18 protein-coding genes are annotated in these 20,340 nt (G+C 67.5%); 3 read left to right on the top strand and 15 right to left on the bottom strand.

What is annotated here, in order from left to right; all coding sequences use genetic code 11:
• Positions 1-142: 142 nt before the first annotated feature.
• From LDO13_RS09555 to LDO13_RS09545, 3 genes are all read left to right on the top strand, one after another.
• Positions 143-604, top strand: coding sequence for an NfeD family protein (locus LDO13_RS09555; RefSeq protein WP_224046535.1), 462 nt, complete (start codon positions 143-145; stop codon positions 602-604).
• A 97-nt stretch (positions 605-701) separates the two neighbouring features.
• Complete coding sequence (locus LDO13_RS09550; protein ID WP_224046534.1) at positions 702-1,664, top strand: SPFH domain-containing protein; 963 nt, start codon at positions 702-704, stop codon at positions 1,662-1,664.
• 295 nt (positions 1,665-1,959) lie between these two features.
• Entirely contained in the window at positions 1,960-2,307 is a 348-nt protein-coding gene (locus LDO13_RS09545) for an RNA polymerase-binding protein RbpA (protein WP_056429445.1), read from the top strand.
• A 183-nt stretch (positions 2,308-2,490) separates the two neighbouring features.
• Here the strand turns inward: LDO13_RS09545 and LDO13_RS09540 are convergent, their stop codons facing one another.
• The 15 genes from LDO13_RS09540 to arc all read right to left on the bottom strand — a co-directional run bounded on the left by LDO13_RS09540 (position 2,491) and on the right by arc (position 20,339).
• The gene (locus tag LDO13_RS09540; protein WP_224046533.1) at positions 2,491-3,246 is read right to left on the bottom strand and encodes a polyprenol monophosphomannose synthase; all 756 of its coding nucleotides are present in this window, start codon (positions 3,244-3,246) and stop codon (positions 2,491-2,493) included.
• A 440-nt stretch (positions 3,247-3,686) separates the two neighbouring features.
• Positions 3,687-5,339, bottom strand: a complete 1,653-nt coding sequence (locus tag LDO13_RS09535) for an amidohydrolase family protein (RefSeq protein WP_224046532.1) — start codon at positions 5,337-5,339, stop codon at positions 3,687-3,689.
• Positions 5,340-5,432: 93 nt separating this feature from the next.
• Positions 5,433-8,357, bottom strand: coding sequence for a DEAD/DEAH box helicase (locus LDO13_RS09530; RefSeq protein WP_224046531.1), 2,925 nt, complete (start codon positions 8,355-8,357; stop codon positions 5,433-5,435).
• A 24-nt stretch (positions 8,358-8,381) separates the two neighbouring features.
• A complete protein-coding gene (gene tatC / locus LDO13_RS09525; RefSeq protein WP_224049744.1) occupies positions 8,382-9,176 on the bottom strand; it encodes a twin-arginine translocase subunit TatC in 795 nt (264 codons plus the stop codon).
• A gap of 48 nt (positions 9,177-9,224) precedes the next feature.
• Positions 9,225-9,494: a Sec-independent protein translocase subunit TatA gene (tatA, locus tag LDO13_RS09520; protein WP_224046530.1), complete on the bottom strand. Its 270-nt coding sequence runs from the start codon at positions 9,492-9,494 to the stop codon at positions 9,225-9,227.
• A gap of 35 nt (positions 9,495-9,529) precedes the next feature.
• Positions 9,530-9,934, bottom strand: coding sequence for a hypothetical protein (locus tag LDO13_RS09515; protein ID WP_224046529.1), 405 nt, complete (start codon positions 9,932-9,934; stop codon positions 9,530-9,532).
• Positions 9,935-9,960: 26 nt separating this feature from the next.
• The gene (locus LDO13_RS09510; protein ID WP_224046528.1) at positions 9,961-11,967 is read right to left on the bottom strand and encodes a WYL domain-containing protein; all 2,007 of its coding nucleotides are present in this window, start codon (positions 11,965-11,967) and stop codon (positions 9,961-9,963) included.
• A gap of 137 nt (positions 11,968-12,104) precedes the next feature.
• Positions 12,105-12,500 (bottom strand): FKBP-type peptidyl-prolyl cis-trans isomerase, encoded by a 396-nt coding sequence (locus LDO13_RS09505; protein ID WP_224046527.1) that lies wholly within the window; start codon positions 12,498-12,500, stop codon positions 12,105-12,107.
• A 45-nt stretch (positions 12,501-12,545) separates the two neighbouring features.
• Positions 12,546-13,484: an FKBP-type peptidyl-prolyl cis-trans isomerase gene (locus LDO13_RS09500; RefSeq protein ID WP_224046526.1), complete on the bottom strand. Its 939-nt coding sequence runs from the start codon at positions 13,482-13,484 to the stop codon at positions 12,546-12,548.
• Positions 13,485-13,594: 110 nt separating this feature from the next.
• Positions 13,595-14,959, bottom strand: a complete 1,365-nt coding sequence (gene pafA, locus LDO13_RS09495; protein ID WP_224046525.1) for a Pup--protein ligase — start codon at positions 14,957-14,959, stop codon at positions 13,595-13,597.
• A gap of 1 nt (position 14,960) precedes the next feature.
• Entirely contained in the window at positions 14,961-15,668 is a 708-nt protein-coding gene (prcA, locus tag LDO13_RS09490) for a proteasome subunit alpha (RefSeq protein WP_224046524.1), read from the bottom strand.
• A gap of 1 nt (position 15,669) precedes the next feature.
• Positions 15,670-16,497 carry a proteasome subunit beta gene (gene prcB / locus LDO13_RS09485; protein WP_224046523.1) on the bottom strand — a complete coding sequence of 276 codons (828 nt, stop codon included), beginning with the start codon at positions 16,495-16,497 and terminating at the stop codon, positions 15,670-15,672.
• Between the two features lie 88 nt (positions 16,498-16,585).
• Positions 16,586-16,789: a ubiquitin-like protein Pup gene (locus LDO13_RS09480; RefSeq protein ID WP_224046522.1), complete on the bottom strand. Its 204-nt coding sequence runs from the start codon at positions 16,787-16,789 to the stop codon at positions 16,586-16,588.
• 89 nt (positions 16,790-16,878) lie between these two features.
• Positions 16,879-18,489: a depupylase/deamidase Dop gene (gene dop / locus LDO13_RS09475; protein WP_224049743.1), complete on the bottom strand. Its 1,611-nt coding sequence runs from the start codon at positions 18,487-18,489 to the stop codon at positions 16,879-16,881.
• Positions 18,490-18,545: 56 nt separating this feature from the next.
• Entirely contained in the window at positions 18,546-20,339 is a 1,794-nt protein-coding gene (gene arc, locus LDO13_RS09470) for a proteasome ATPase (RefSeq protein WP_224046521.1), read from the bottom strand.
• Position 20,340: the final 1 nt, after the last annotated feature.

The raw sequence follows: 20,340 nt of genomic DNA, 5'->3' as shown, positions 1-20,340 counted from the left end.
TCCGCGGGTTACCTGAAGGTAACGACTTGGCCACTTTCGCCGGCTGAATTCCGCTGCCCTCCGCAGCCTTGGCCGTTCGGCTTAGGATGGAACCATAGTTACTGAGGGTCTGCGCCTGCAGCCCGCGGGGCAAGGGGGAAAGATGTTCGAATGGCTACCTGAAAACTGGTGGGCCCTGTGGCTCACGGTCTTCCTCGTGTTTGCCGTGGTGGAAATGATCACCCTGGACCTGTTCTTCATCATGCTCGGAGGCGGAGCCCTCGCCGGGCTGGTCGCCTCCCTGGCCGGCGCCGACCTTGGCCTGCAGATCGTGGCCTTCTGCGTCGTGTCCCTCCTGATGATCGGTTTCGTACGGCCCGTCGCGCTCAAACACCTCCATAAAGGCCCGGCCGACCGCCGCAGCAACGTGGAACGCCTGATCGGCGAATCCGCCCTCGTGATGGAGCCCGTCAGCGCCAGCGGCGGCCTGGTCAAAATCGGCGGCGACGTCTGGAGCGCCCGCTCGGAGACCGGCGTCCTGTCCCCGGGCCAGCATGCGATCGTCAGCGCGATCGACGGCGCCACCGCCGTCGTCGCCCCGCAGCCGGAAACCGCGATCCAATAGCGCCCGCAAGAATTCCGGCGGCCGGCATCGGCGCCGGGCCCGCGGCGGGACACCGCCGCACACCATAGCAAGACCAAATCTGGGGAATAGGTGATGTATGGATATCGCAGTCGCAATCGTGCTGCTGGTTCTCGTTGCGTTCGTAATTATCGTGCTGGTCCGGTCGGTGCGGATTGTCCCGCAGGCCCGGGCCGGCGTCGTCGAACGGCTGGGCAAGTACCAGCGGACGCTGAACCCCGGCCTCACGATCCTGATCCCGTTCGTGGACCGGCTGCTGCCGCTGCTTGACCTGCGCGAACAGGTGGTCTCCTTTCCGCCGCAGCCGGTGATCACCGAGGACAACCTCGTGGTCTCGATCGACACCGTGGTCTACTTCCAGGTCACCGACGCGCGCGCTGCCACCTACGAGATCGCCAACTACATCCAGGCGGTCGAACAGCTCACGACGACGACGCTCCGCAACGTCGTCGGCGGCCTGAACCTCGAAGAGGCCCTGACTTCGCGTGACCAGATCAACGGGCAGCTCCGCGGCGTGCTGGACGAGGCGACCGGCCGCTGGGGCATCCGCGTCTCGCGGGTGGAGCTCAAGGCGATCGATCCGCCCCACTCCATCCAGGACTCCATGGAGAAGCAGATGCGCGCCGAGCGTGACCGCCGCGCCGCCATCCTGACCGCGGAAGGCACCAAGCAGTCCGCCATCCTCACGGCGGAGGGCCAGCGGCAGTCCTCGATCCTGAAGGCCGAGGGTGACGCGAAGGCGGCCATCCTCCGGGCCGACGGCGAGGCCCAGGCCATCCAGAAGGTGTTCGACGCGATCCACAAGGGCAACCCGGACCAGAAGCTCCTGGCCTACCAGTACCTGCAGACCCTCCCGAAGATCGCCGAGGGATCGGCCAACAAGGTGTGGATCATCCCCAGCGAAGTCGGCGAAGCCCTCAAGGGCATCGGCAGCGCGCTGGGCGGCAGCAAGGACGGCCAGCCCAATGCCGGGCTGTTCGGCCCGGATTCCGACGCCGCGGCGGAACCCGCGGCGGCCCGCCCGGCCGCACCGGAAGCCTAAGCGCACGAAGGAACGGGGAGGCATCCGCACTGCGGATGCCTCCCCGTTCTGCTGCCTGTAACAGCATGCGCCGGACGCAGGCTTTACCCGGTGTGGCGAAAGCCCGTATACTTGAATATTTGTCCGGCTGGTTCAGTCCGGTGGAACAATTTAGCTTCGCTAAGCGTTGAATCCTGTGACGACTTTTCCGGCACGGATCCAGTATCCAGCGCAAGGCAAACAGCAGTCCGGTGCGGCCTCACGGCCCCCGGCCACCGCAGGGCACGATCCTGCGGACCGAATAGAGGGAGAGAAGATGAGCGATCGCAGCCTGCGGGGTATGCGCCTTGGCGCACAGAGCATGGAGACCGAATCCGGCGTCGAACCGGCTCCGCGCCAGCGCGTTGAGTACCGTTGCGAGGACGGCGAGCAGGTATTCGTGACTTTCTCCTCCGAAGCGGAAATCCCCCCGGTCTGGGTCTCGAAAACAGGCAAGGAAGCCCTGCTCGTCGATGGCGAACGCCCCGTGAACCTCAATGAGAAGGCAGTCCGCACCCACTGGGACATGCTCCTGGAACGCCGTTCGCTGCCTGAACTCGAGCAGATCCTCGAAGACCGCCTCACGATCCTGCGCGAACGCCGCGGCGAACGCCGCTCGGCCTAGGCAGTAGGCTCAGCCACTTCAAGCCACGCGGGGTCACTCCCGGCCCATCCCGAGGCATTGGATGGGCGGGAAGTGACCCCGCGTTGCGTTAAAAAGAGGGCCGGGACCGCACCGTTATTGCAACGGTGCGGGCCCGGCCTTTTGCTTATGCCGTCAGCGCCTGGCTGTTTACGCCGGCAGCGCCTAGGCCTTCTTGCCGGCAAATTTGCCGGGAAGCTTCCCGGAGAGCGTGTTCCAGCGGGCGGCCAGGCCCCACTTGGTGACATTGACCATCGCTTCGACCACAATGTTGCCGCTCATCTTGGACGCGCCCAGCTCACGCTCGACAAAGGTGATGGGGCGTTCGACGATCGTCAGTCCGAGTTTGGCCACGCGCCAGGCCAGGTCCACCTGGAAGCCGTACCCGACCGAGTCGACGGAGTCCAGGTTCAGTTTCTCCAGCGTGCTCCGGCGGAACGCGCGGAAACCGCCCGTGACGTCCTTGATCTTCATGCCCAGCATGAGCCGCGCGTAGGTGCTGCCCACCCGGGAGATCGCCTGGCGGTACAGCGGCCAGTTGACGACGCTGCCGCCGGGCACCCAGCGGCTGCCCATCGCGAGGTCGGCGCCCTGTTCCACGGCCTCGATCAGCTGGGGAAGCTGCTCGGGCTGGTGCGAGCCGTCGGCGTCCATCTCCACGAGGATGTCATAGCCGGCCTCGAGTCCCCACTTGAAACCGGCGATGTAGGCGGCTCCCAGTCCGGCCTTCCCGGCGCGGTGCAGGACATGGACCTGGCTGTCCTCTGCGGCGATTCGGTCCGCCAGCTGCCCGGTGCCGTCAGGGCTGTTGTCGTCGACAACCAGAACGTCGGAACCGGGCACGGCAGTGCGGAGGCGCCCGAGCGTCTTGGGCAACGATTCCAGCTCGTTGTAGGTCGGGATGATCGTGAGGACACGCACAGCGGGCCTTTCCTTGGAGGGAGCGGTCAAGCGCCGGGCGGTCTGCGGTGAGCGGACACCAGGCGCAACTCTCCATTATAGGGAGTCGCCGGACCCTCGAAGGCCTAAGCCCGTTACCGGGGCAGGTCCACCCGCTTCGGGCCAGTTGCGGCGGACCGCGAAAAACGCCGCCGGAACCGTTTTCTGCTGCGAAGTGGACCCGCCCCCTGGGAGTACCCATGGCCACGACCAGAGAAGCTGCCGCGCTGGCGGCAACCTGGAAATGACCGGGGGACGTCCGGAGGCCGCAGTCCGCGCAACCCTCCGTTGCCCCTCAATGCTACGGGCAGGCCCTGATCTGTCAACCGGACCGTGACCTGCCGTTTCATCCATCGGTGCAGGTCAGCAGCGCCTCGCCGCCGGTGAAGTTTCGGTGCCGGACCGGCGGTTTGCGGTGGCCGTCAGTCCCGGAGCGCGCCGCTGGAGAACAGTTCCCGGCCATCCCTCACCGTCTGCAGGCAGACCGGTTCGGAGCCGGTATCCAAGGCGGGCAGCAGCGGGGTCCGCGCGCGGGGGTCCGTACTCCAGGACTGGACCCGGCCGTCGGCCACCTGGACCATGAGTTCTTCGACTTCCCAGACGGCGAAGCTGGCGGGGGCGCCGGGTACCAGCTGGCCCGCCATGGGGTTGCGGTACCGGGCGGCCCGCCAGCCGGCCCGCGTATGTCCGAGGAAAGCTGCGCGGGCGGAGATCTGTTCGGCGGGGTTGTTGTGCTGCAGGCAGGCCCGGACGCTGGCCCACGGCCGCAACGGCGTCACCGGGCTGTCGCTGCCGAAGCAGATCGGAACGCCGGCGGCGTAGAAGGAAGCGAAGGGGTTCATGCCGTTCCGGCGGTCCCCCAGGCGTTGCCGGTAGAGACCCGAGTCTCCACCCCAGGCAGCGTCGAAGCCGGGCTGCGCGCTGACCGTCACCGAGTATCGGGCCAGCCGGCCGATGGATTCCGCGTCTGCGAGCTCGACGTGTTCCAGCCGGTGGCCGGCGGCGCGGACCTTCTGCTCTCCGACTTCCGCCGCGGCCAGGTCCAACGCGTCCAGCGCGGCATCCAGGCCGGCGTCGCCGATGACGTGGAAGCCTGCCTGGACCCCGAGAAGCGAGCACGCCGCGAGGTGGGCTGCGGCCGCCGCGACCGAGAGGTACAGGTTGCCCCGCTCCCCCGGCGCGTCGCTGTAGTCCGCCCGCAGCGCAGCGGTCCGCGACCCGATCGAGCCGTCCAGGTTCAAGTCCCCCGCCAGCCCCAGCACGGGCACCCCCAGCCCGTCCAGGATGGACCGGGCGTGGTCGGCCGAGGTGGCCTGCTCACCCCAATAGGGCAGGATCTCGGGAACAGTATCCGGCCCGGTGTTCCAGGCCGCGGCAAGCTGCAGGTCTTCGATGCTGCCGATGTGCGGCGCCGCCATTTCCGCCAGCGCGACGTAACCGTTGGCTGCCGCCTCGGCCAGGGCCCGCTGCTGGTACCCGCGGAGGGCCGCGGAGGGCAGCCTGCGAGCCGCAAGCCGGGCGGCCGTGTGCGCGGCGAGCTTGACCTGGCCACCCGCGCCGGAGCCGTCCGTTCCGCCGAGCCCGGCGGCCGCTGCCAGCGAGGAGGACACCAGGGCAGAGTGCACGTCGACCCGGGAGAGGTAGACCTGCCGCCCGGCGGCGGCGCGTTCCAGCTCTTCGCGCGACGGCAAGGTGGGGTCCGCCCACCGCGTCTCGTCCCAGCCGTGGCCCAGCACGGTGCCTCCCGCGCTGGAAGCGGAATAGCCGGCAACGGCGTCCAGCAGTTCCCGGCCCGAGCGGACACCGCCGAGCTGCAGCGAGTCCAGGGCGATTCCCGTTTCGGTGAGGTGGACGTGGGAATCGACGAAGCCGGGAGCCAGGAGTGCGCCGTGCAGGTCAACGACCTTCATCGAGGAATCGGCAATGGATGTGGCTGCCTGCTCCGAGCCCACCCAGGCGACCGTGTCGCCGTCGACCAGCATCGCCGTAGCGAAAGGATCGGCGGCGGTGTAGACGGAACCGTTCCGGTACAGCGTTACCTGGTGTGGTGCGGGGGCGGCCGGTGAATCGGTCATGGGTCGGGGACTCCTTGGTCACTGGTGGCCGGCGGGGGCCGGGCGTGTTCGACGACGGTGGGGGCGTTATTGCCGGGCGTCCGGCGGCGGCGGTCAGGCCACAGAGGAATACGCGACGACGCCGCGTTTGATGAGTTTGATCGCTTCCCCGCACAGCCGCGCCACGCGCGGGTCCAGGGACGGGATTTTTGCCAGCTGGTCCAACAGGTCGATGACCTGTTTCACCCACCGGACAAAGTCGCCGGCGGCGAGGTCCGTGCCGCTGAGGACGTCCTGCAGGTGCCTGCCCTTGGCCCATTTGAAGATGGGCCAGACCAGTCCCAGTTCGGGTTCACCGGTCAGCGGGAGCTTGTTGGCTTCCTCCGTGTCCTCCAGGGCGGACCACTCATGCACCACAATGTCGACGGCGGACTCCAGGGAGACGCTCGGCATTTTCGGCCGGAGTCCGCGGTCCTCACGCTTGGCCTGGTAGACCAGGACGCTGGCCAGTGCGGCGACCTCGGCGGCGTCGAGGTCGTTGAAGGCGCCCAGCCGCAGGGCCTGGGAAATCAGCAGGTCCTTTTCGCCGTAGATCCGGCGCAGCCGCTGCCCGTCGGGGCTGATGGTGAGCACTCCGGCGTCGGAGGTTTCAAGGTAGCCGTAGCTGGACAGGACGCCGCATACCCGGTCGAAGGTCTTGGCGATGGTGTTGGTGCGGCCCTGGATCTGGCGGACCAGACCGTCGGTCTCCTGGCGGAGCTTCCAGTAGCGCTCCGACCAGCGCGCATGGTCCTCGCGTTCGCTGCAGCCATGGCAGGGATGGGCGCGGAGCTCCCGGCGCAGCTCCGCGATCTTCTTCTCCTGGTCCGGGAGGGCCGCGGCGCGGCCGAAGTCGTCGTTGCGGTTCGGCGGGGCCGGCGGCCGGTTCTCCCGCAGTGCGTTGCGGACCGAGGACGCCAGGTCGCGCCGTGACTTGGGGACCTTGGCGTTGAAGGATTTCGGGATCCTGACCCGGGTGATCGGGGCCAGAGGCCCCTCCACGTCCTGGGTGCCGATCCGGCGCAGCTGGTTGTCCAGCGTCATCACGGCGGGCCGCGGCTCGCGGGAGTGGTGGTCGGAACTGAGGACGACGGCGAGCCCGGGCGCCCTCCCGGTGGGAACATCCACGACGTCGCCGGGAAGGAGACGGCTCAGCGAATCCTCGGTCACCGACTTCCTGGCCCGGGAACTGGTCTTGGAGGCATTATTCTCGACGTCGGTGAGCGCCCGCCGGATGCGGGAGTACTCGGTGAAGTCGCCGAGGTGGCACGTCATGGCCTTGCTGAAGCCGGCCAGGGACTCCTCGCGGCTGCGCACCTGCTTCGCCAGTCCGACGACGGAACGGTCGGCCTGGAACTGGGCGAACGAGGACTCGAGGATCTCCCGCGCCCGGGGCCGGCCGAACTGCGCCAGAAGGTTGATGGACATGTTGTACGTGGGCCGGAAGCTGGAGTTCAGCGGGTAGGTGCGCCGCGATGCGAGGCCGGCCACCGACGCCGGATCCGTGCCGGGCTGCCACAGGACGACGGCGTGCCCTTCGACGTCGATCCCGCGCCGGCCGGCGCGGCCGGTGAGCTGGGTATATTCGCCCGCGGTGATGTTGACGTGCGCCTCGCCGTTGAACTTGTCGAGCTTCTCCAGCACGACGGAGCGCGCCGGCATGTTGACGCCGAGCGCCAGTGTTTCGGTCGCGAACACGGCCTTGACCAGCCCGTCGACGAAAAGTTTCTCGACGACTTCCTTGAACGTGGGCAGCATGCCGGCGTGGTGGGCGGCCAGTCCGCGGAGGAGCCCGTCGCGCCAACTCCAGAAGCCCAGGACGTCCAGGTCGTCGGAGGGGATGTCCTGCGCTGCCTCGTCGACGCGCCGGGCAATGATGAGCTGCTCCTGCTCGGTGGTCAGCCAGAGCCCGGCGGCGACGCATTGCGCGACGGCGGCGTCGCAGCCGGCGCGGGAAAAGATGAAGGTGATCGCCGGGAGCAGGTCCTGCCGGTCCAGGCTGGCGATGACCTGGGGGCGGCTGGCCTTCCGGACCGGGCTGCGGGCACCGGCCGGCTGGGCGTCGTCCCGCTGGCTGTGCTGGTTGCGCTGGCGCCGCTGGTTGCGGCCGCCGTGGCCGAACCTGCCGCGGAAGTTCATCTGGCTTTCGGCGCGGGCCATGGAGAGCAGTTCGGGGTTGACCTCAAAGCCCGGACGCTCGGTGATGACGGCGCCAGTGGCCGCTTTGTCCGTGCTGGCGGCCGCAGTGGACGCAGTGGACGCGTCCGTTCCGACGGCAGGGGCGATCTCATCGAAGGTGGTGTCGCCGGCGAAGAGGTCCACGATCTTCCGGCCCACCATCACGTGCTGCCAGAGCGGCACGGGCCGGTGCTCCGAAACGATGACGTCGGTCTGGCCGCGCACCGTGTCCAGCCAGGCGCCGAATTCCTCGGCGTTGGAGACGGTCGCGCTGAGCGAGGCCACCTGGACCTCGCTGGGCAGATGGATGATGACTTCTTCCCACACCGCGCCGCGGAAGCGGTCCGCCAGGTAGTGGACCTCGTCCATCACGACGAAGCCGAGGTCCGCCAGGGTGCTGGAGTCTGCGTAAAGCATGTTGCGGAGCACCTCGGTGGTCATGACCACCACGGGGGCGTCGCCGTTGATGCTGGTGTCTCCGGTTAGGAGCCCCACCCGGTCGGCACCGTACTTGTCCGCCAGTTCCGAGTACTTCTGGTTGCTCAGGGCCTTGATCGGGGTGGTGTAGAACGCCTTGAGCCCGCGCTGGAGCGCGAGGTAGATGGCGAATTCCCCCACAATGGTCTTGCCGGCACCCGTGGGGGCGGCCACCAGGACGCCCCGCCCGGCCTGCAGGGAAAGGCAGGCCTCGCGCTGGAAGTCGTCGAGTTCGAAAGCGAGCGAGCGGATAAAGCCGCCCAGATAGGTCTTGGCTTCTGCGGCCCGCTCGGCACTGGCTCGGTAGCGTTCAGACGGCGATTCCGGCCCGGGTAGTGAGGACATGCTTCCAGCCTAGTGCGCGTTCGGCTAGAGATTCTCCAGCTCGGAGCTGGGAGTCGCCTGGTCCGCGGTGGCTTCGGTCTCGGCGGCGCGTTTGACGGCGCGCCGTTCGCGCCGTCGGTCGTTGAGCAGGCACAGCCCGATGGCGGCGAAGAACAGGAGCAGCATGGGGCCGGCAAGGTAGAACATGCTCATCGCGTCCGCTCCGGGTGCGGCCATGGCGGCGAAGAGGCAGACGAGGAACACGGTGATGCGCCAGCTCTTGACGAGCTGCCGGCCTTTGATGATGCCGGCCAGGTTCAGCCCGACCAGGACCACCGGCAACAGGAAAGCGATGCCGAATGCCAGCAGGAGCCGCAGCACAAAGGACAGGTAGACCTGGGCGCTGATGAAGTTGGAGCCCCCGGAGGGGGTGAAATCGGTAAGCACCCGGACAGCGTTCGGAAGCACCAGCCAGGCCAGCAGCACGCCGCCCACGAACAGCGGGACAGCGGCCGCCACGAAGGACAGCGCGAGCCGCCGTTCCTTCTTGTGCAGGCCGGGGACGATAAAGGCCCACAGCTGGTACAGCCAGACCGGGCTGGCGACGATCAGGCCCAGGAAGACGGACACCTGGATCATCAGGTCAAAGGAACTCGCCACGCCGTCAAAGTTCAGCGTGGCCTGCCGGCCCTCATGGGTGTTGAGGTCGCTGATCGGTTTGATCAGGGCCGCGAGCATGGGCTGGTAGACAAGGAACCCGATGACGGTTCCGAGGACGACGGCGATCGCCGACTTGAAGAGGCGGTTCCGCAGTTCTTTCAGGTGGTCGAGGAGCGCCATCCTCCCCTCGGGGTTCGACCGGCGGCTCATGGTTACTGCCACGCGGTGTTAGGCGCGGTTCGGCGGCGGAACGTCGGTTCCGTCTCCGGCGCGGGTCTCCGTGCCGGCGGACTTCGGGTGGTTCACGACACGGCCCTCAACGGGGTCGGAGCCGTCTGCGGCGTCCGTGGCGCCGTCCTTCTTCATCTCCCGGACTTCCGACTTGAAGATGCGCATCGACTGGCCGAGGCTCCGGGCCATGCCCGGCAGCTTCGGGGCAGCGAAAAGCACCAGTGCCAGAATGATGATGATGATGAGATGCCAGCCTTCAAGCCTCATGGCGGGAGGTCCTTTCGTTGAAATACATCCTACGTCTATGTCTTATTGAATTCGATGTCGCTCAGCCGCTGGGGCTGGCCGCGGTCCGTCTTGCGCTGGACCCGCCGCCTGCGGCGGGCTTCCCGACGGGCGAATTTGGATGCGCGGTAATCATGTCCCATCTGCATCGGTGAGGCAAAAACGGCGGAACCGGGTTCCGGCAGCGTGCCGGATCCGTCCCCCGCGTCACCGCCGTCCGAGCCTACGCGGCCGACATGAACAGCGGTTGAACCGAAGGTGCCTGGGCCGGACGTGACGGCGGAGAACCGCTCGCCCGCTTCCCCGAGCTCCTTGGCCGCGGCCATGAACTGCCGGTACAGCCGGACGCCGAGCACAACGAAGAACAACAGCGACAGCGCGACAAGCGCTATCCAAATCACGATCCAGGACCACCAAGGCATGCTGAGTAGTCTAACCGCCGCGCTGGCTAGTCTTCATATTGGGCGAGGGCGGCGGACAGCCACTGGCGGGAGGTTGCCGCCAGCTCGTCGGGCTGGATGATGCGGGCAGTCCCGCCGTGCTGGGCGACGAACATCGGAAGCCAGTCGGTGCTGCCGAAGCGGATTTCGGCCAAGAGCCCGCCGTCAGGCAGTTCCGCCGTCCGCTCCGCGTAGTACTCATCGGCGAGGCCTGCGCCGCGGCGGGTGAGTTCAACCACTACCACCGCGTCGTCGTCGTTGGGTGTGAAGAGCTTGACGGGGAAACTGTCGCCGGGCGTGGCCGACTCCGAGACGGGCCGGCCGTTGGGTTCGAGCGCCTCGATCCGGTCCAGCCGGAAGTTGCGCAGGCCCCGCGCGGAATGGCAGTAAGCCTCGAGATACCACGTGTTATCCAGCGAATAGAGCCGCAGCGGGTCGATGTCACGTTCGGAGACGGTGTCCCGGAGCGGCGAGAAGTAGCGCAGCCGCAACTGGGCGCCCGTCCGGATTGCCCCCTGCGCCGTTTCCAGGGCTGCGGAGTTTCCGGGTCCCACCTCGGGCGCGGACAGGGCTGCCGCCTTGAGGCCTTCCTCCCCTGCCGCGGCCATGAGCTTGAGGGTGACGGATTCCAGTGCGCCGCCTTCGGCAAGTTCGGGCAGGCCGTTGAGCGTTTCCAGCCCCGTCAGCAGGGCGCAGGCCTCTTCCACGGTGAAGCGGACCGGCCGCTTCAGGTCCAGGTCCTGGGTGATCGTGACGTGGTCGTCGTCCCATTGGATGTCCAGCAGGTCGTCCGGGTAGCCCTCGGGCAGGCCGGAGCAGATCAGGATCCGCAGGTCCGCCTCCAGTTCGTTGCGGGTGATCCCGAACTTCGCGGCCACTTCGCTGATGTGAAGGCCCTGGTTGTGCACCAGGAACGGCACGAGCTGCAGCATCCGGGCCAGCTGGTCCTCGGAGGTGCGTTTGCGGCCGCGCCGGGGTGCGGCACCTGCAAGGGAGGAAACCGGCGGGAAGGCGACCGGCGGGACGGGGGCCGAGGCGAAATGTTCGGCGGCCGCCAGACGGCGCCGCACGGACGTGACGAGCTCGGGCGGGGACACCACGCGGACCCGGGGCCCGTAGGAGGCGAGTTCCTCGGCCAGGGTCTCGGCGTCCCGGTATGGCACGCTGAGGCGGTCGCGGCCCGCCTTGGGCAGCCCGGCGCCGGGTTCCGGAACGGGAGCGCTGAGGGCCCGGCTGCGGAGCCCGTGCAGCCTGCCCGCCTGGACGTCCAGCACCGCGGTGCTGACCGGCAGCTCCGCCAGTGAGGCCAGTTCGGAGCGCACGTTAAAGTCCGCCGGCGGAGTGAAGGATTCCTTCTCCAGCACGGTGACAGCGGACGTGAGCCGGGAGAGGCGGAAGAAGCGCTTGTCCCCGCGGGTCCTGTCCTGGGCGACGAGGTACCACTGGCCGAAGCGGCTGCCGAGGCCCCACGGTTCCACCAGGCGCTCCTCTTCCTTGCCGGTGCTGCCGGCGAGGTAGCGGAAGCTGACCGGGTGCTGGGCGTGCATGGCGGCGACCAGGTCTTCGAAGGCCTGGCCGGCGGGACGGATCCGTGGCTGTACCCCGGCAGGGAGCTCGGCGTCGACCAGCCCGCCGGAGGCCTGGAGCTTGCGTACGGCGTTTACGGCCGCGGAGCCGAGGGCGGCATGCTCCCAGAGCTGGGCCGCGAGGATAAGGACGGTGCACTCGGCCGGGGTGAGGTCGACATCCGGAAGCCGGTTGGATTCCTTGCCGATCCGGTAGCGGGTGGTAGCCGGATCGTCCGATCCCCAGCCCTTGTCCATGACGGTCTCGACATCGAAGCCGAAGTGCCGGAGTTCGCCCTTGTCGCGTTCAAACATCCGGCCGAAGGCGACGTCGCTGCTGGTGCTGTCGCGGTAGACCTTGTCCCGCAGCTCACTGCGGCGCAGGCCGTAGGTGGTGTTGAGCAGCGCGATGAGCAGGTTCAGGAGGCGTTCTGTACGTGAGGCGGACACCCCGCAAGGGTACTAAAGTCCCTGCCCGAAACTGACAAAAGCGCGGCAACAGCCGGAAGAACTTTTCCGATTGTTACCGCGCTTGTGCTTCAGGCGGCGGCCGGTCAGTACGGCAGCCGTTGAAGTGTCCTAGTTGCTCAGCGGACGCCGACGAGGTCGACGACGAAGATCAGGGCCTCGTTGGGGCCGATCGCTCCGCCGGCACCGCGCGAGCCGTAAGCCAGCTCGGAGGGGATTTCCAGCCGCCGGCGGCCGCCGACCTTCATGCCCAGCAGGCCCTGGTCCCAGCCCTGGATGACCTGGCCGACGCCGACCCGGAAGTCGAGCGGTGCGCCGCGGCCCCAGGAGGCGTCAAACTCTTCGCCGGTGGACCAGGCCACGCCGACGTAGTGGGTGGAGACGGTGTCCCCGGCCTTGGCTTCGGCGCCGTCGCCTTCGATCAGGTCGGTGATGACCAGCTCGGTGGGCACGTCGCCTTCGGGGAACTCAATTTCCGGCTTCTGGCGGTCGATGTTGCGCTGTCCAAATGACATGGCTGCTCCTTCGTGGCTTGGGTGGTGGTGGTGCAGGTGTGGTGGTTACTTGACGCCGAGGATGTCGACGACGAAGACGAGGTCGCCTTCAGGCTGGCCACTGCCAGCCGTGGCGTCGGGGTAGGCAAGGTCCTTGGGGATCACGAGGAGGACGCGGGAGCCGACCGTCTTGCCGGCGAGGCCCTGGGTCCAGCCCTTGATGACACCGGTGAGGGGGAAGGTGGCCTTCTCGCCGCGTTCGAAGCTGGAATCGAAGACCTTGCCGCCGGCCAGCGCCACACCGACGTAGTTCACGGTGAGGGTGTCGGTTTCCTTGACCTGCGGGCCAGTGCCCTTGATGAGGTCCTGGGACACCAGTGCGGTCGGGGCGGCGACGCCTTCGACGGAGATCTCCGGCGTGCCCTTGTCGTTGTCCTTGACGGTCGGCAGGCCTGCCGGCGGGGTGACAGTTTCACCCTCGGGCTTGTCCAGCACCGGCGGGGCGTCCTTGACGGAGAGCACCTTGACGACGAGGAGCTGGGTGGGCTGCGCTTCGGCGCCCTCGGCGGCCGCAGCGCCGGGAACGGCGAGTGCCAGGTGGGAGCCAACCTTCGCGCCCACGAAGGCGTTGTAGATGACGGCGCTGCTGGTCTTGAGCTCGTCGTTCAGTTCGAGCTCTTCCGGATCCTTCGGGAAGGTGTCCTCCAGGGTGGAGCCGTCCTTGCCGTTCAGGGCAACGATGGAAATGGAAGCGATCTGGTTCGCCTTGACCCGGTCACCGTCGCCTTCCTTGAGCACCTTGACGGTAGGTTCCTTGACCTCGAGGGGCTTGGCGAATTCAACGCCGGGCGCTTTCTTGTCGCCGTTCTCCGTCAGCTTGACGGAGTCCAGCTTGGCGGTCTCACCGGCGGACTGGCTGGTGGGTTCCGGTGCGGCAGGTTCGCCGCCGCCGCAGGCAGTCAGCAGCAGAAGTCCGGGAAGAAGGATTGCTAGTAGTCGGCGCACTTAAGAACTTTCGTCGGGGCAGGATGGACGCCTCGCCGGGCAGTTGCCAGCGGCAAAGCAAGCGTTGGCCGCGAACGGCACCCCTCCAGAATAACGCGGAAAGCTGGGTATCAGCCCATAGAGTTCAGCAGGGCATCGACGCGCTCATCGACGCTGCGGAACGGGTCTTTGCACAACAGGGTCTGGTGGGCGCGGTCGTTGAGCTTCAGATGCACCCAGTCCACGGTGTAGTCGCGTCCCAGTTCCTGTGCCCGGCGGACGAAGTCGCCGCGGAGCTTGGCGCGGGTGGTTTGCGGCGGCGCGTCCACCGCGTCCTTGACCGCGGTATCGTCCACCACGCGGCGCACGGCCCCCCGGGACTGCAGCAGGTAGTAAAGCCCGCGGGTCCGGGAGATGTCATGGTAGGTCAGGTCCAGCTGGGCGATCCGGGGAGCGTCGAGGCCAAGGTTGTGCCGCTCGCGGTAGTTGTCCATGAGCTTCTTCTTGATGGCCCAGTCCACTTCGGTGTCGATCTTGCTGGTGTCGCCGCTTTCGATCGCGTCCAGCGTCCGTTCCCAGAGGTCCAGGATCAGCGGGACGTGGGCGTTGTGGGCGCCTTGTTCCGCAACGAACGCCGTGACCTTGCCCAGGTATTCGCGCTGGATTTCCAGGGCGGTGAGCTGCCGGCCGTTGGCGAGCCGGACCAGGGCACGTCCGCTGAGGTCATGTGAGATTTCCCGGATGCTTCGGATGGGGTTCTCCATCCGCATATCGCGCATGATGACGCCGGCCTCGATCATCCGCAGGATCAGGTCGACGGTTCCGACCTTGAGCAGCGCCGTGGTCTCGGACATGTTGGAGTCCCCCACGATCACGTGCAACCGGCGGTAGAACTCGGCGTCGGCGTGCGGCTCGTCGCGGGTGTTGATAATCGGGCGGGACCTTGTGGTGGCGGAGGAAACGCCCTCCCAGATGTGGTCGGCACGCTGGGAGAACGCGAACGTGGCTCCGTGCGGGGTCTTGAGGATCTTGCCGGCGCCCGCGATCAGCTGCCGGGTCACCAGGAACGGGATCAGGATCTCGGCCAGCCGGGAGAACTCGCCGCGCCGCGGGATGAGGTAGTTCTCGTGGCTGCCGTAGGAGTTCCCGGCGGAGTCGGTGTTGTTCTTGAACAGGTAGACGGTGCCGTTGAAGCCCTCCGCTGCGAGCCGTTCCTGGGCCTCGTCGACGAGGTCGTCCAGGATCAGTTCGCCCGCCCGGTCGTGCGCGATCAGCTGGGCGAGGTCGTCGCACTCGGCGGTGGCGTACTCCGGGTGGGATCCGACGTCGAGGTACAGCCTGGACCCGTTCGTCAGGAATACGTTGGAGGACCTCCCCCAGCTGACCACCTTGCGGAACAGGTAGCGGGCCACCTCTTCGGGTGCCAGCGGGCGGGACTCCGGGCTCGAATAGGAAATCCCGAACTCTGTTTCGATGCCGAAAATTCGCTTGTCCATCTCAGTTCTCCTCAGCAAGCAATGCCGTGATGTCTGCGTCCTCAAGCCGGCGGAAGGCGCGGCGGGTGCCGCGGCTGCTTTCCGAGCCGCGGTCCAGGACGGCCACCTCCACGGCCGATGCCGGCAGCGTGGTGGTTTCCTTGTCCGCAACGAGGCCGGACAGGGCGAGCCTGATGGCGCCGGCAAAATCGAGTTGGCCCTGCCAGCCCGCTGCCACGGCTTCCGAGACCTTGTCCGCCTGGCCGCCCATCACGATGAAGCCGTTCTCGTCGGCGATCGACCCGTCGAAGGTCAGCCGGTAGAGGTGGTCTTCTTCCGGGGAGTTCCCCACCTCGGCGACGGCCAGTTCCACCTCGAAGGGTTTCTGTTCTGCCGTGAACACGGCCCCCAGGCTCTGCGCGTAGACGCTGGCGAGGCCCCTGGCCGTGACGTCCTCCCGGTCGTAGGAGTAGCCGCGCACGTCGGCGTAGCGCACACCGGCCTGGCGGAGGCTTTCAAATTCGTTGTATTTGCCCACGGCCGCAAACGCGATCTTGTCGTAGATTTCCCCGATTTTGTGCAGCGAAGGGGACGGATTCTCGGCCACGAGGGCGATCCCGTCCCGGCAGCTGATGACCACTACGGAGCGCCCGCGCGCGATGCCCTTCCGCGCGAAATCCGCGCGGTCCTTCATCAGTTGTTCGGGCGATACGTAGAACTGCTGGGTCATCTCAGGCCTCCCGCTGGGCCACGGCCCTGGATTCAATGATGGTGCCGGCCATCGCCGCGAGCTCGCGCTCCGGGACCCGGTAGGCGCCTGTTCGGTTGACGATGTAAACCACCGGCCAGAGCTGCCGGACGGGATCCGGGCCGCCGGTGGCGGAGTCGTCGTCGGCGGCGTCGTAAAGCGCTTCGACGGCGACGGCGACGGCCTCCTCCTCGGTGAGGTTGGGCTGCCAGAGTTTCTTGAGCGCGCCGCGGGCGAACATCGAGCCCGAACCGACCGAGTGGTGCTCCTGCTCCTCGTACCGGCCGCCGGTGACGTCGTAGGAGAACAGGCGTCCGACGCCGGCCGGCCGGTCGAAGCCGGCGAACAGGGGCACCACCGCGAGTCCCTGCATCGCCATCGGAAGGTTGCTGCGGATCATGGCACCGAGACGGTTGGCTTTGCCGTCCAGGCTCAGCAGCGTCCCTTCGATCTTCTCGTAATGTTCGAGTTCGACCTGGAATAGCCGGGTGATGTCGAGGGCGATGCCCGCGGTGCCGGCGATGCCGAGCACCGAATACTGGTCCGCCGGGAAGACTTTCTCGATATGCCGGCTGGCGATGACGTTGCCCATCGTGGCGCGCCGGTCCCCTGCCATCAGCACGCCGCCGGCATAGCTAAGCGCGACGATTGTGGTCCCGTGCGGCGCCTGCAGCGGCGCCGTGCCCGCCGCTGGTGCCCCCGCCCCGAGCTGCTGGCCGAACGGCAGCAAATCGGGGCGCTGGCGCTGCAGATGTTCGGTGAAGGAGGACGTGGCGTTGGCTGCTACCTGGTTGGCTGTGGTTTCCTGCACTGGTGCACTCCCTCAACGTAGTGAATCAACGACTTCCGGCACTCAGCCCTGTGTCGGCGCAACCCCTGGGCCGCCGTGGTCCGCCGGCCTACTGGCCGCCCTTTTGGACGAACGCCCGCACGAATTCTTCGGCGTTGGACTCCAGCACACCGTCGATCTCGTCGAGCAGGTCGTCGACGCCCTGCGTGGCGGCCGATGCCTGTCCCTCCGCCGGGGCCGGCGGGGCGGCGGGGACGTCCTCGTCAACTTCGGTGTCCCGCGGCTGCGGCTGCTGTTGCTCCTGGCCTGCCATTGTCTTCTCCTTCTGTCCGTCCCGTCTGCGCGAGGGACTTCCTGTAAGCCATATTGCCACGCCGGGGGCCGCTGCGGGACTCTTTGTCCCTAGGAACCGGGTGGGAGTCCCAGCAGCTCGGAGAGGAACGGTCCGGCTTCGCGGTGCCGCGCGAAAAGCCCGCCGGTGAGGGCCTCGGTTCCGCGCAGCGGTTCCCGGGTGGGGACGCGCTGCAGCCTGCCGCGGCCGGGTACGTCGAAGATCACGGAGTCCCAGCTGGCGCCGACCACGTCGGCCCCGAAGCGGCTGACGCAGCGGCCCCGGAAGAACGCCCGGGTGTCCGACGGCGGTTCGGTGACCGCCCGCTGGATCCGGCCGTCGTCGACGAGCCGCTGCATGCGCTCGCGTGCCAGCAGGCGGTAATAGAGTCCCTTTTCAGGCCGGATGTCCGCCCATTGCAGGTCCACGAGGCCCAGCCGTGCGTGGCCCCAGTCGAGCCCGTCGCGTTCCCGGTAGCCGTCCAGCAGGGAGAGCTTGGCCAGCCACTCCACGGAGGTCGCGGCCTTGGCCCGGTCGCTTCCCAGTTCCGTCAGCGTCGCCTGCCAGCGTTCCAGCACCTGATGCGTGTGGCCGTCCCCGTCCACGGCGTCGGCCACGCCGGTGTCCTGGGCGTGCTTCGCGGCGGCTTCGTAGTAGATCCACTGCAGGTCCAGGGCGGTGATCCGCCGCCCGTCGAGCAGCCGGAAGGTGGCAGTGAGCGAGGTGTCATGGCTGACGGCCTGCAGCGCGGCGACCGGCTCGTGGATTTCGAGCCTGGGCGCCAGGCCGGCCTCGATCAGGCTCAGCACCATCGCGGTGGTGCCGAATTTCAGGTAGTTGGAGGCCTGGCTGAGGTTGGCGTCACCGATGATGACATGCAGCCGCCGGTACTTGTCCGCCGTCGCGTGCGGTTCGTCGCGGGTGTTGATGATGGGCCGGCGGATGGTGGTTTCCAGGCCGACTTCGGTCTCGAAAAAATCCGCCCGCTGGCTGATCTGGTAGCCGGGCCGCGAGCCGTCCTGTTTCATGCCGACCCGGCCGGCCCCGCAGATGATCTGGCGGGTGACAAAGAACGGCGTCAGGCCGCGGACAATGTCTCCGAAGGGCACGTTGCGGGGCATGAGGTAGTTTTCGTGGGAACCGTAGGACACCGACTTGTTGTCGGTGTTGTTCTTGTACAGGTTGACCGGAGGCAGCTCGGGATCGGCCGCCAGCCGGCGCACCGCGGCAAGGGCCACGAGATCACCGGCGGCATCCCAGGCGACGGCGTCCCGGGGGTTGGTCACTTCCGGGCTGGAGTACTCGGGGTGGGCATGGTCGACATACAGCCGGGCGCCGTTGCCGAGGACCATGTTCATCAGGAGCGTGCCGGACTCGTCCTCCCCGTCGGCCTCCAGTTCCTGCCGCCCATAGGCGAGGGCAACAGCCTCGGCGTCGAGGACGGGCGGCTGGTCGGTCAGCTGGTCGGGTTCCGCCTGGCTGCGCTCCAGCGTCCAGCCGCGGGCGTCATGCAGCGGTTCCTCGTCGGTGTAGTCCCAGCGGGTTTCGGCGCCGCCGGCCGCACGCTGCCGTGTCACCTGGGCGTAGGCCTGGATCACCCGGGCAGACATCATTGTGGCGTTGGCGCCGGGGGCGGTGGGCGCATGGATGCCGTATTCGGTCTCCGAACCCATGACCCGCATGGCGCCGCCGGCCGGCAGCCCGCCGGTATCGGCGGCCGGCTGGCCGGGCGCTGCCGTCACAGGTACTGGCCCGTGCTGGGCATCGTCTCGATGGACTTGCCGGGCTCCTGCCCCGCCTTGCCCTGGACGATGGTGCGGATGTAGGTGATGCGTTCGCCCTTCTTGCCCGAGATCCGTGCCCAGTCGTCCGGGTTGGTGGTGTTGGGCATGTCCTCGTGCTCGCGGAACTCGTCGACGACGGCCCGCAGCAGGTGGTCGATCCGGATGCCCTTCTGGCCCACGGTCAGCAGGTCCTTGATCGCGTACTTCTTGGCCCGGTCCACGACGTTTTGCACCACGGCGCCGGAATTGAAGTCCTTGAAGTAGAGCATTTCGGTGTCGCCGTTGGCGTACGTGACCTCGAGGTATTCGTTGGACTTTTCGGTGGAGTACATGGCCTCGACGGTGCGTTGGACCATCGCATCCACGGTGGCCTGCACATCACCGTGGTGCTCGGCGAGATCGGACTCGTGGAACGGCAGGTCGGCGGTGATGTACTTGTTGAAAATGTCGGCCGCGGCCTCGGCATCGGGGCGGTGGATCTTGACCTTGACGTCCAGCCGGCCCGGCCGCAGGATCGCCGGGTCGATCATGTCCTCGCGGTTGGACGCGCCGATCACGATCACGTTGTCGAGCCGTTCGACGCCGTCGATCTCGCTGAGGAGCTGCGGGACGATGGTGGTCTCGACGTCGGAGGAGATGCCGGTGCCGCGGGTGCGGAACAGCGAGTCCATTTCGTCGAAGAACACCACGACGGGGCTGCCCTCGGACGCCTTCTCCCGGGCGCGGGCGAAGATCAGCCGGATGTGCCGTTCGGTTTCTCCGACGTACTTGTCCAGCAGCTCCGGACCCTTGATGTTCAGGAAGTAGCTCTTCATGTCCGTCTTGCCGGTGCGCTCGGCGGCCCGGGCGGCGAGGGAATTGGCGACGGCCTTGGCAATCAGCGTCTTCCCGCAGCCCGGGGGGCCGTAGAGCAGGATGCCCTTGGGCGCTTTGAGGCCGTGTTCGCGGTACAGGTCCGGGTGCAGGAAGGGCAGTTCCACGGCGTCCCGGATCTGCTCGATCTGCGGGCCCAGTCCGCCGATGTCCTGGTAGGTGATGTCGGGCACTTCTTCGAGGACGAGGTTCTCCACCTCGGAGCGAGGAATTTTCTCCAGGGCGTAGCCCGTGCGGGAATCGATCGAGAGGGCGTCGCCGACGCGGAGCTTCTGCGCGAGCAGGGGCCCGGAGAGCCGGATGACGCGTTCCTCGTCGGCGCGGCCGACCACCAGTGCGCGGTCCGCGCCGAGCAGTTCCTTCAGCGTGACCAGGTCACCGGCCCGTTCGTAGCCCAGCCCGGCGACCACCAGGAGCGCCTCGTTGAGGAGGACCTCCTGGCCAACAGCGAGCTGGTTCATGTTGACCAGCGGGCTGATGCCCACACGCATCTTGCGGCCGGCGTTGAAGATGTCCACGGATTCTTCGGTGGCGGCCTGCCCGCCGTTGCCGGCGGAGGCATGGCGTTTCGGGTTCAGCTGCAGCACCGTGCCGAAGCTGTACGGTGGCTGGCCCTCCTGGTCCAGGGCGTTCTTCAGTCGGAGGATTTCCTGCTTGGCGGTCTCCAGCATGGCCACGAGCTTGGAGTTGTTCTGCGTGGCGGCGGCGAGCTGGCGGTCAATATGCCGGAGCTTGTCCCGGAGGATATTGACCTGCCGCTCGGCCACGGAGAGTTCGCCGGCGCCGTAGCGGTCAGCGTCGGCCTGCGATTGTCCCGCGGCTGCCGCCGCGTCCTCTGCCGGGGTCAGGCCCGGATCAGTGTTCGGAGTCTCCATC

It is taken from the genome of Arthrobacter sp. NicSoilB4 (assembly GCF_019977335.1).
GTDB lineage: Bacteria > Actinomycetota > Actinomycetes > Actinomycetales > Micrococcaceae > Arthrobacter.
Note: the sequence above shows the minus strand (reverse complement) of the source record. Positions and strands in the feature narration are given on the sequence as shown.

What these genes read in the sequence shown, in the direction of transcription:
- LDO13_RS09535 (WP_224046532.1), bottom strand. Translation starts at nt 5,339, where the DNA reads ATGACCGATTCACCGGCCGCCCCCGCACCACACCAGGTAACGCTGTAC.
- LDO13_RS09555 (WP_224046535.1), top strand. Translation starts at nt 143, where the DNA reads ATGTTCGAATGGCTACCTGAAAACTGGTGGGCCCTGTGGCTCACGGTC.
- LDO13_RS09550 (WP_224046534.1), top strand. Translation starts at nt 702, where the DNA reads ATGGATATCGCAGTCGCAATCGTGCTGCTGGTTCTCGTTGCGTTCGTA.
- dop (WP_224049743.1), bottom strand. Translation starts at nt 18,489, where the DNA reads ATGCGGGTCATGGGTTCGGAGACCGAATACGGCATCCATGCGCCCACC.
- pafA (WP_224046525.1), bottom strand. Translation starts at nt 14,959, where the DNA reads ATGGACAAGCGAATTTTCGGCATCGAAACAGAGTTCGGGATTTCCTAT.
- LDO13_RS09480 (WP_224046522.1), bottom strand. Translation starts at nt 16,789, where the DNA reads ATGGCAGGCCAGGAGCAACAGCAGCCGCAGCCGCGGGACACCGAAGTT.
- tatC (WP_224049744.1), bottom strand. Translation starts at nt 9,176, where the DNA reads ATGGCGCTCCTCGACCACCTGAAAGAACTGCGGAACCGCCTCTTCAAG.
- LDO13_RS09545 (WP_056429445.1), top strand. Translation starts at nt 1,960, where the DNA reads ATGAGCGATCGCAGCCTGCGGGGTATGCGCCTTGGCGCACAGAGCATG.
- LDO13_RS09505 (WP_224046527.1), bottom strand. Translation starts at nt 12,500, where the DNA reads ATGTCATTTGGACAGCGCAACATCGACCGCCAGAAGCCGGAAATTGAG.
- LDO13_RS09530 (WP_224046531.1), bottom strand. Translation starts at nt 8,357, where the DNA reads ATGTCCTCACTACCCGGGCCGGAATCGCCGTCTGAACGCTACCGAGCC.
- prcA (WP_224046524.1), bottom strand. Translation starts at nt 15,668, where the DNA reads ATGACCCAGCAGTTCTACGTATCGCCCGAACAACTGATGAAGGACCGC.
- LDO13_RS09515 (WP_224046529.1), bottom strand. Translation starts at nt 9,934, where the DNA reads ATGCCTTGGTGGTCCTGGATCGTGATTTGGATAGCGCTTGTCGCGCTG.
- arc (WP_224046521.1), bottom strand. Translation starts at nt 20,339, where the DNA reads ATGGAGACTCCGAACACTGATCCGGGCCTGACCCCGGCAGAGGACGCG.
- tatA (WP_224046530.1), bottom strand. Translation starts at nt 9,494, where the DNA reads ATGAGGCTTGAAGGCTGGCATCTCATCATCATCATCATTCTGGCACTG.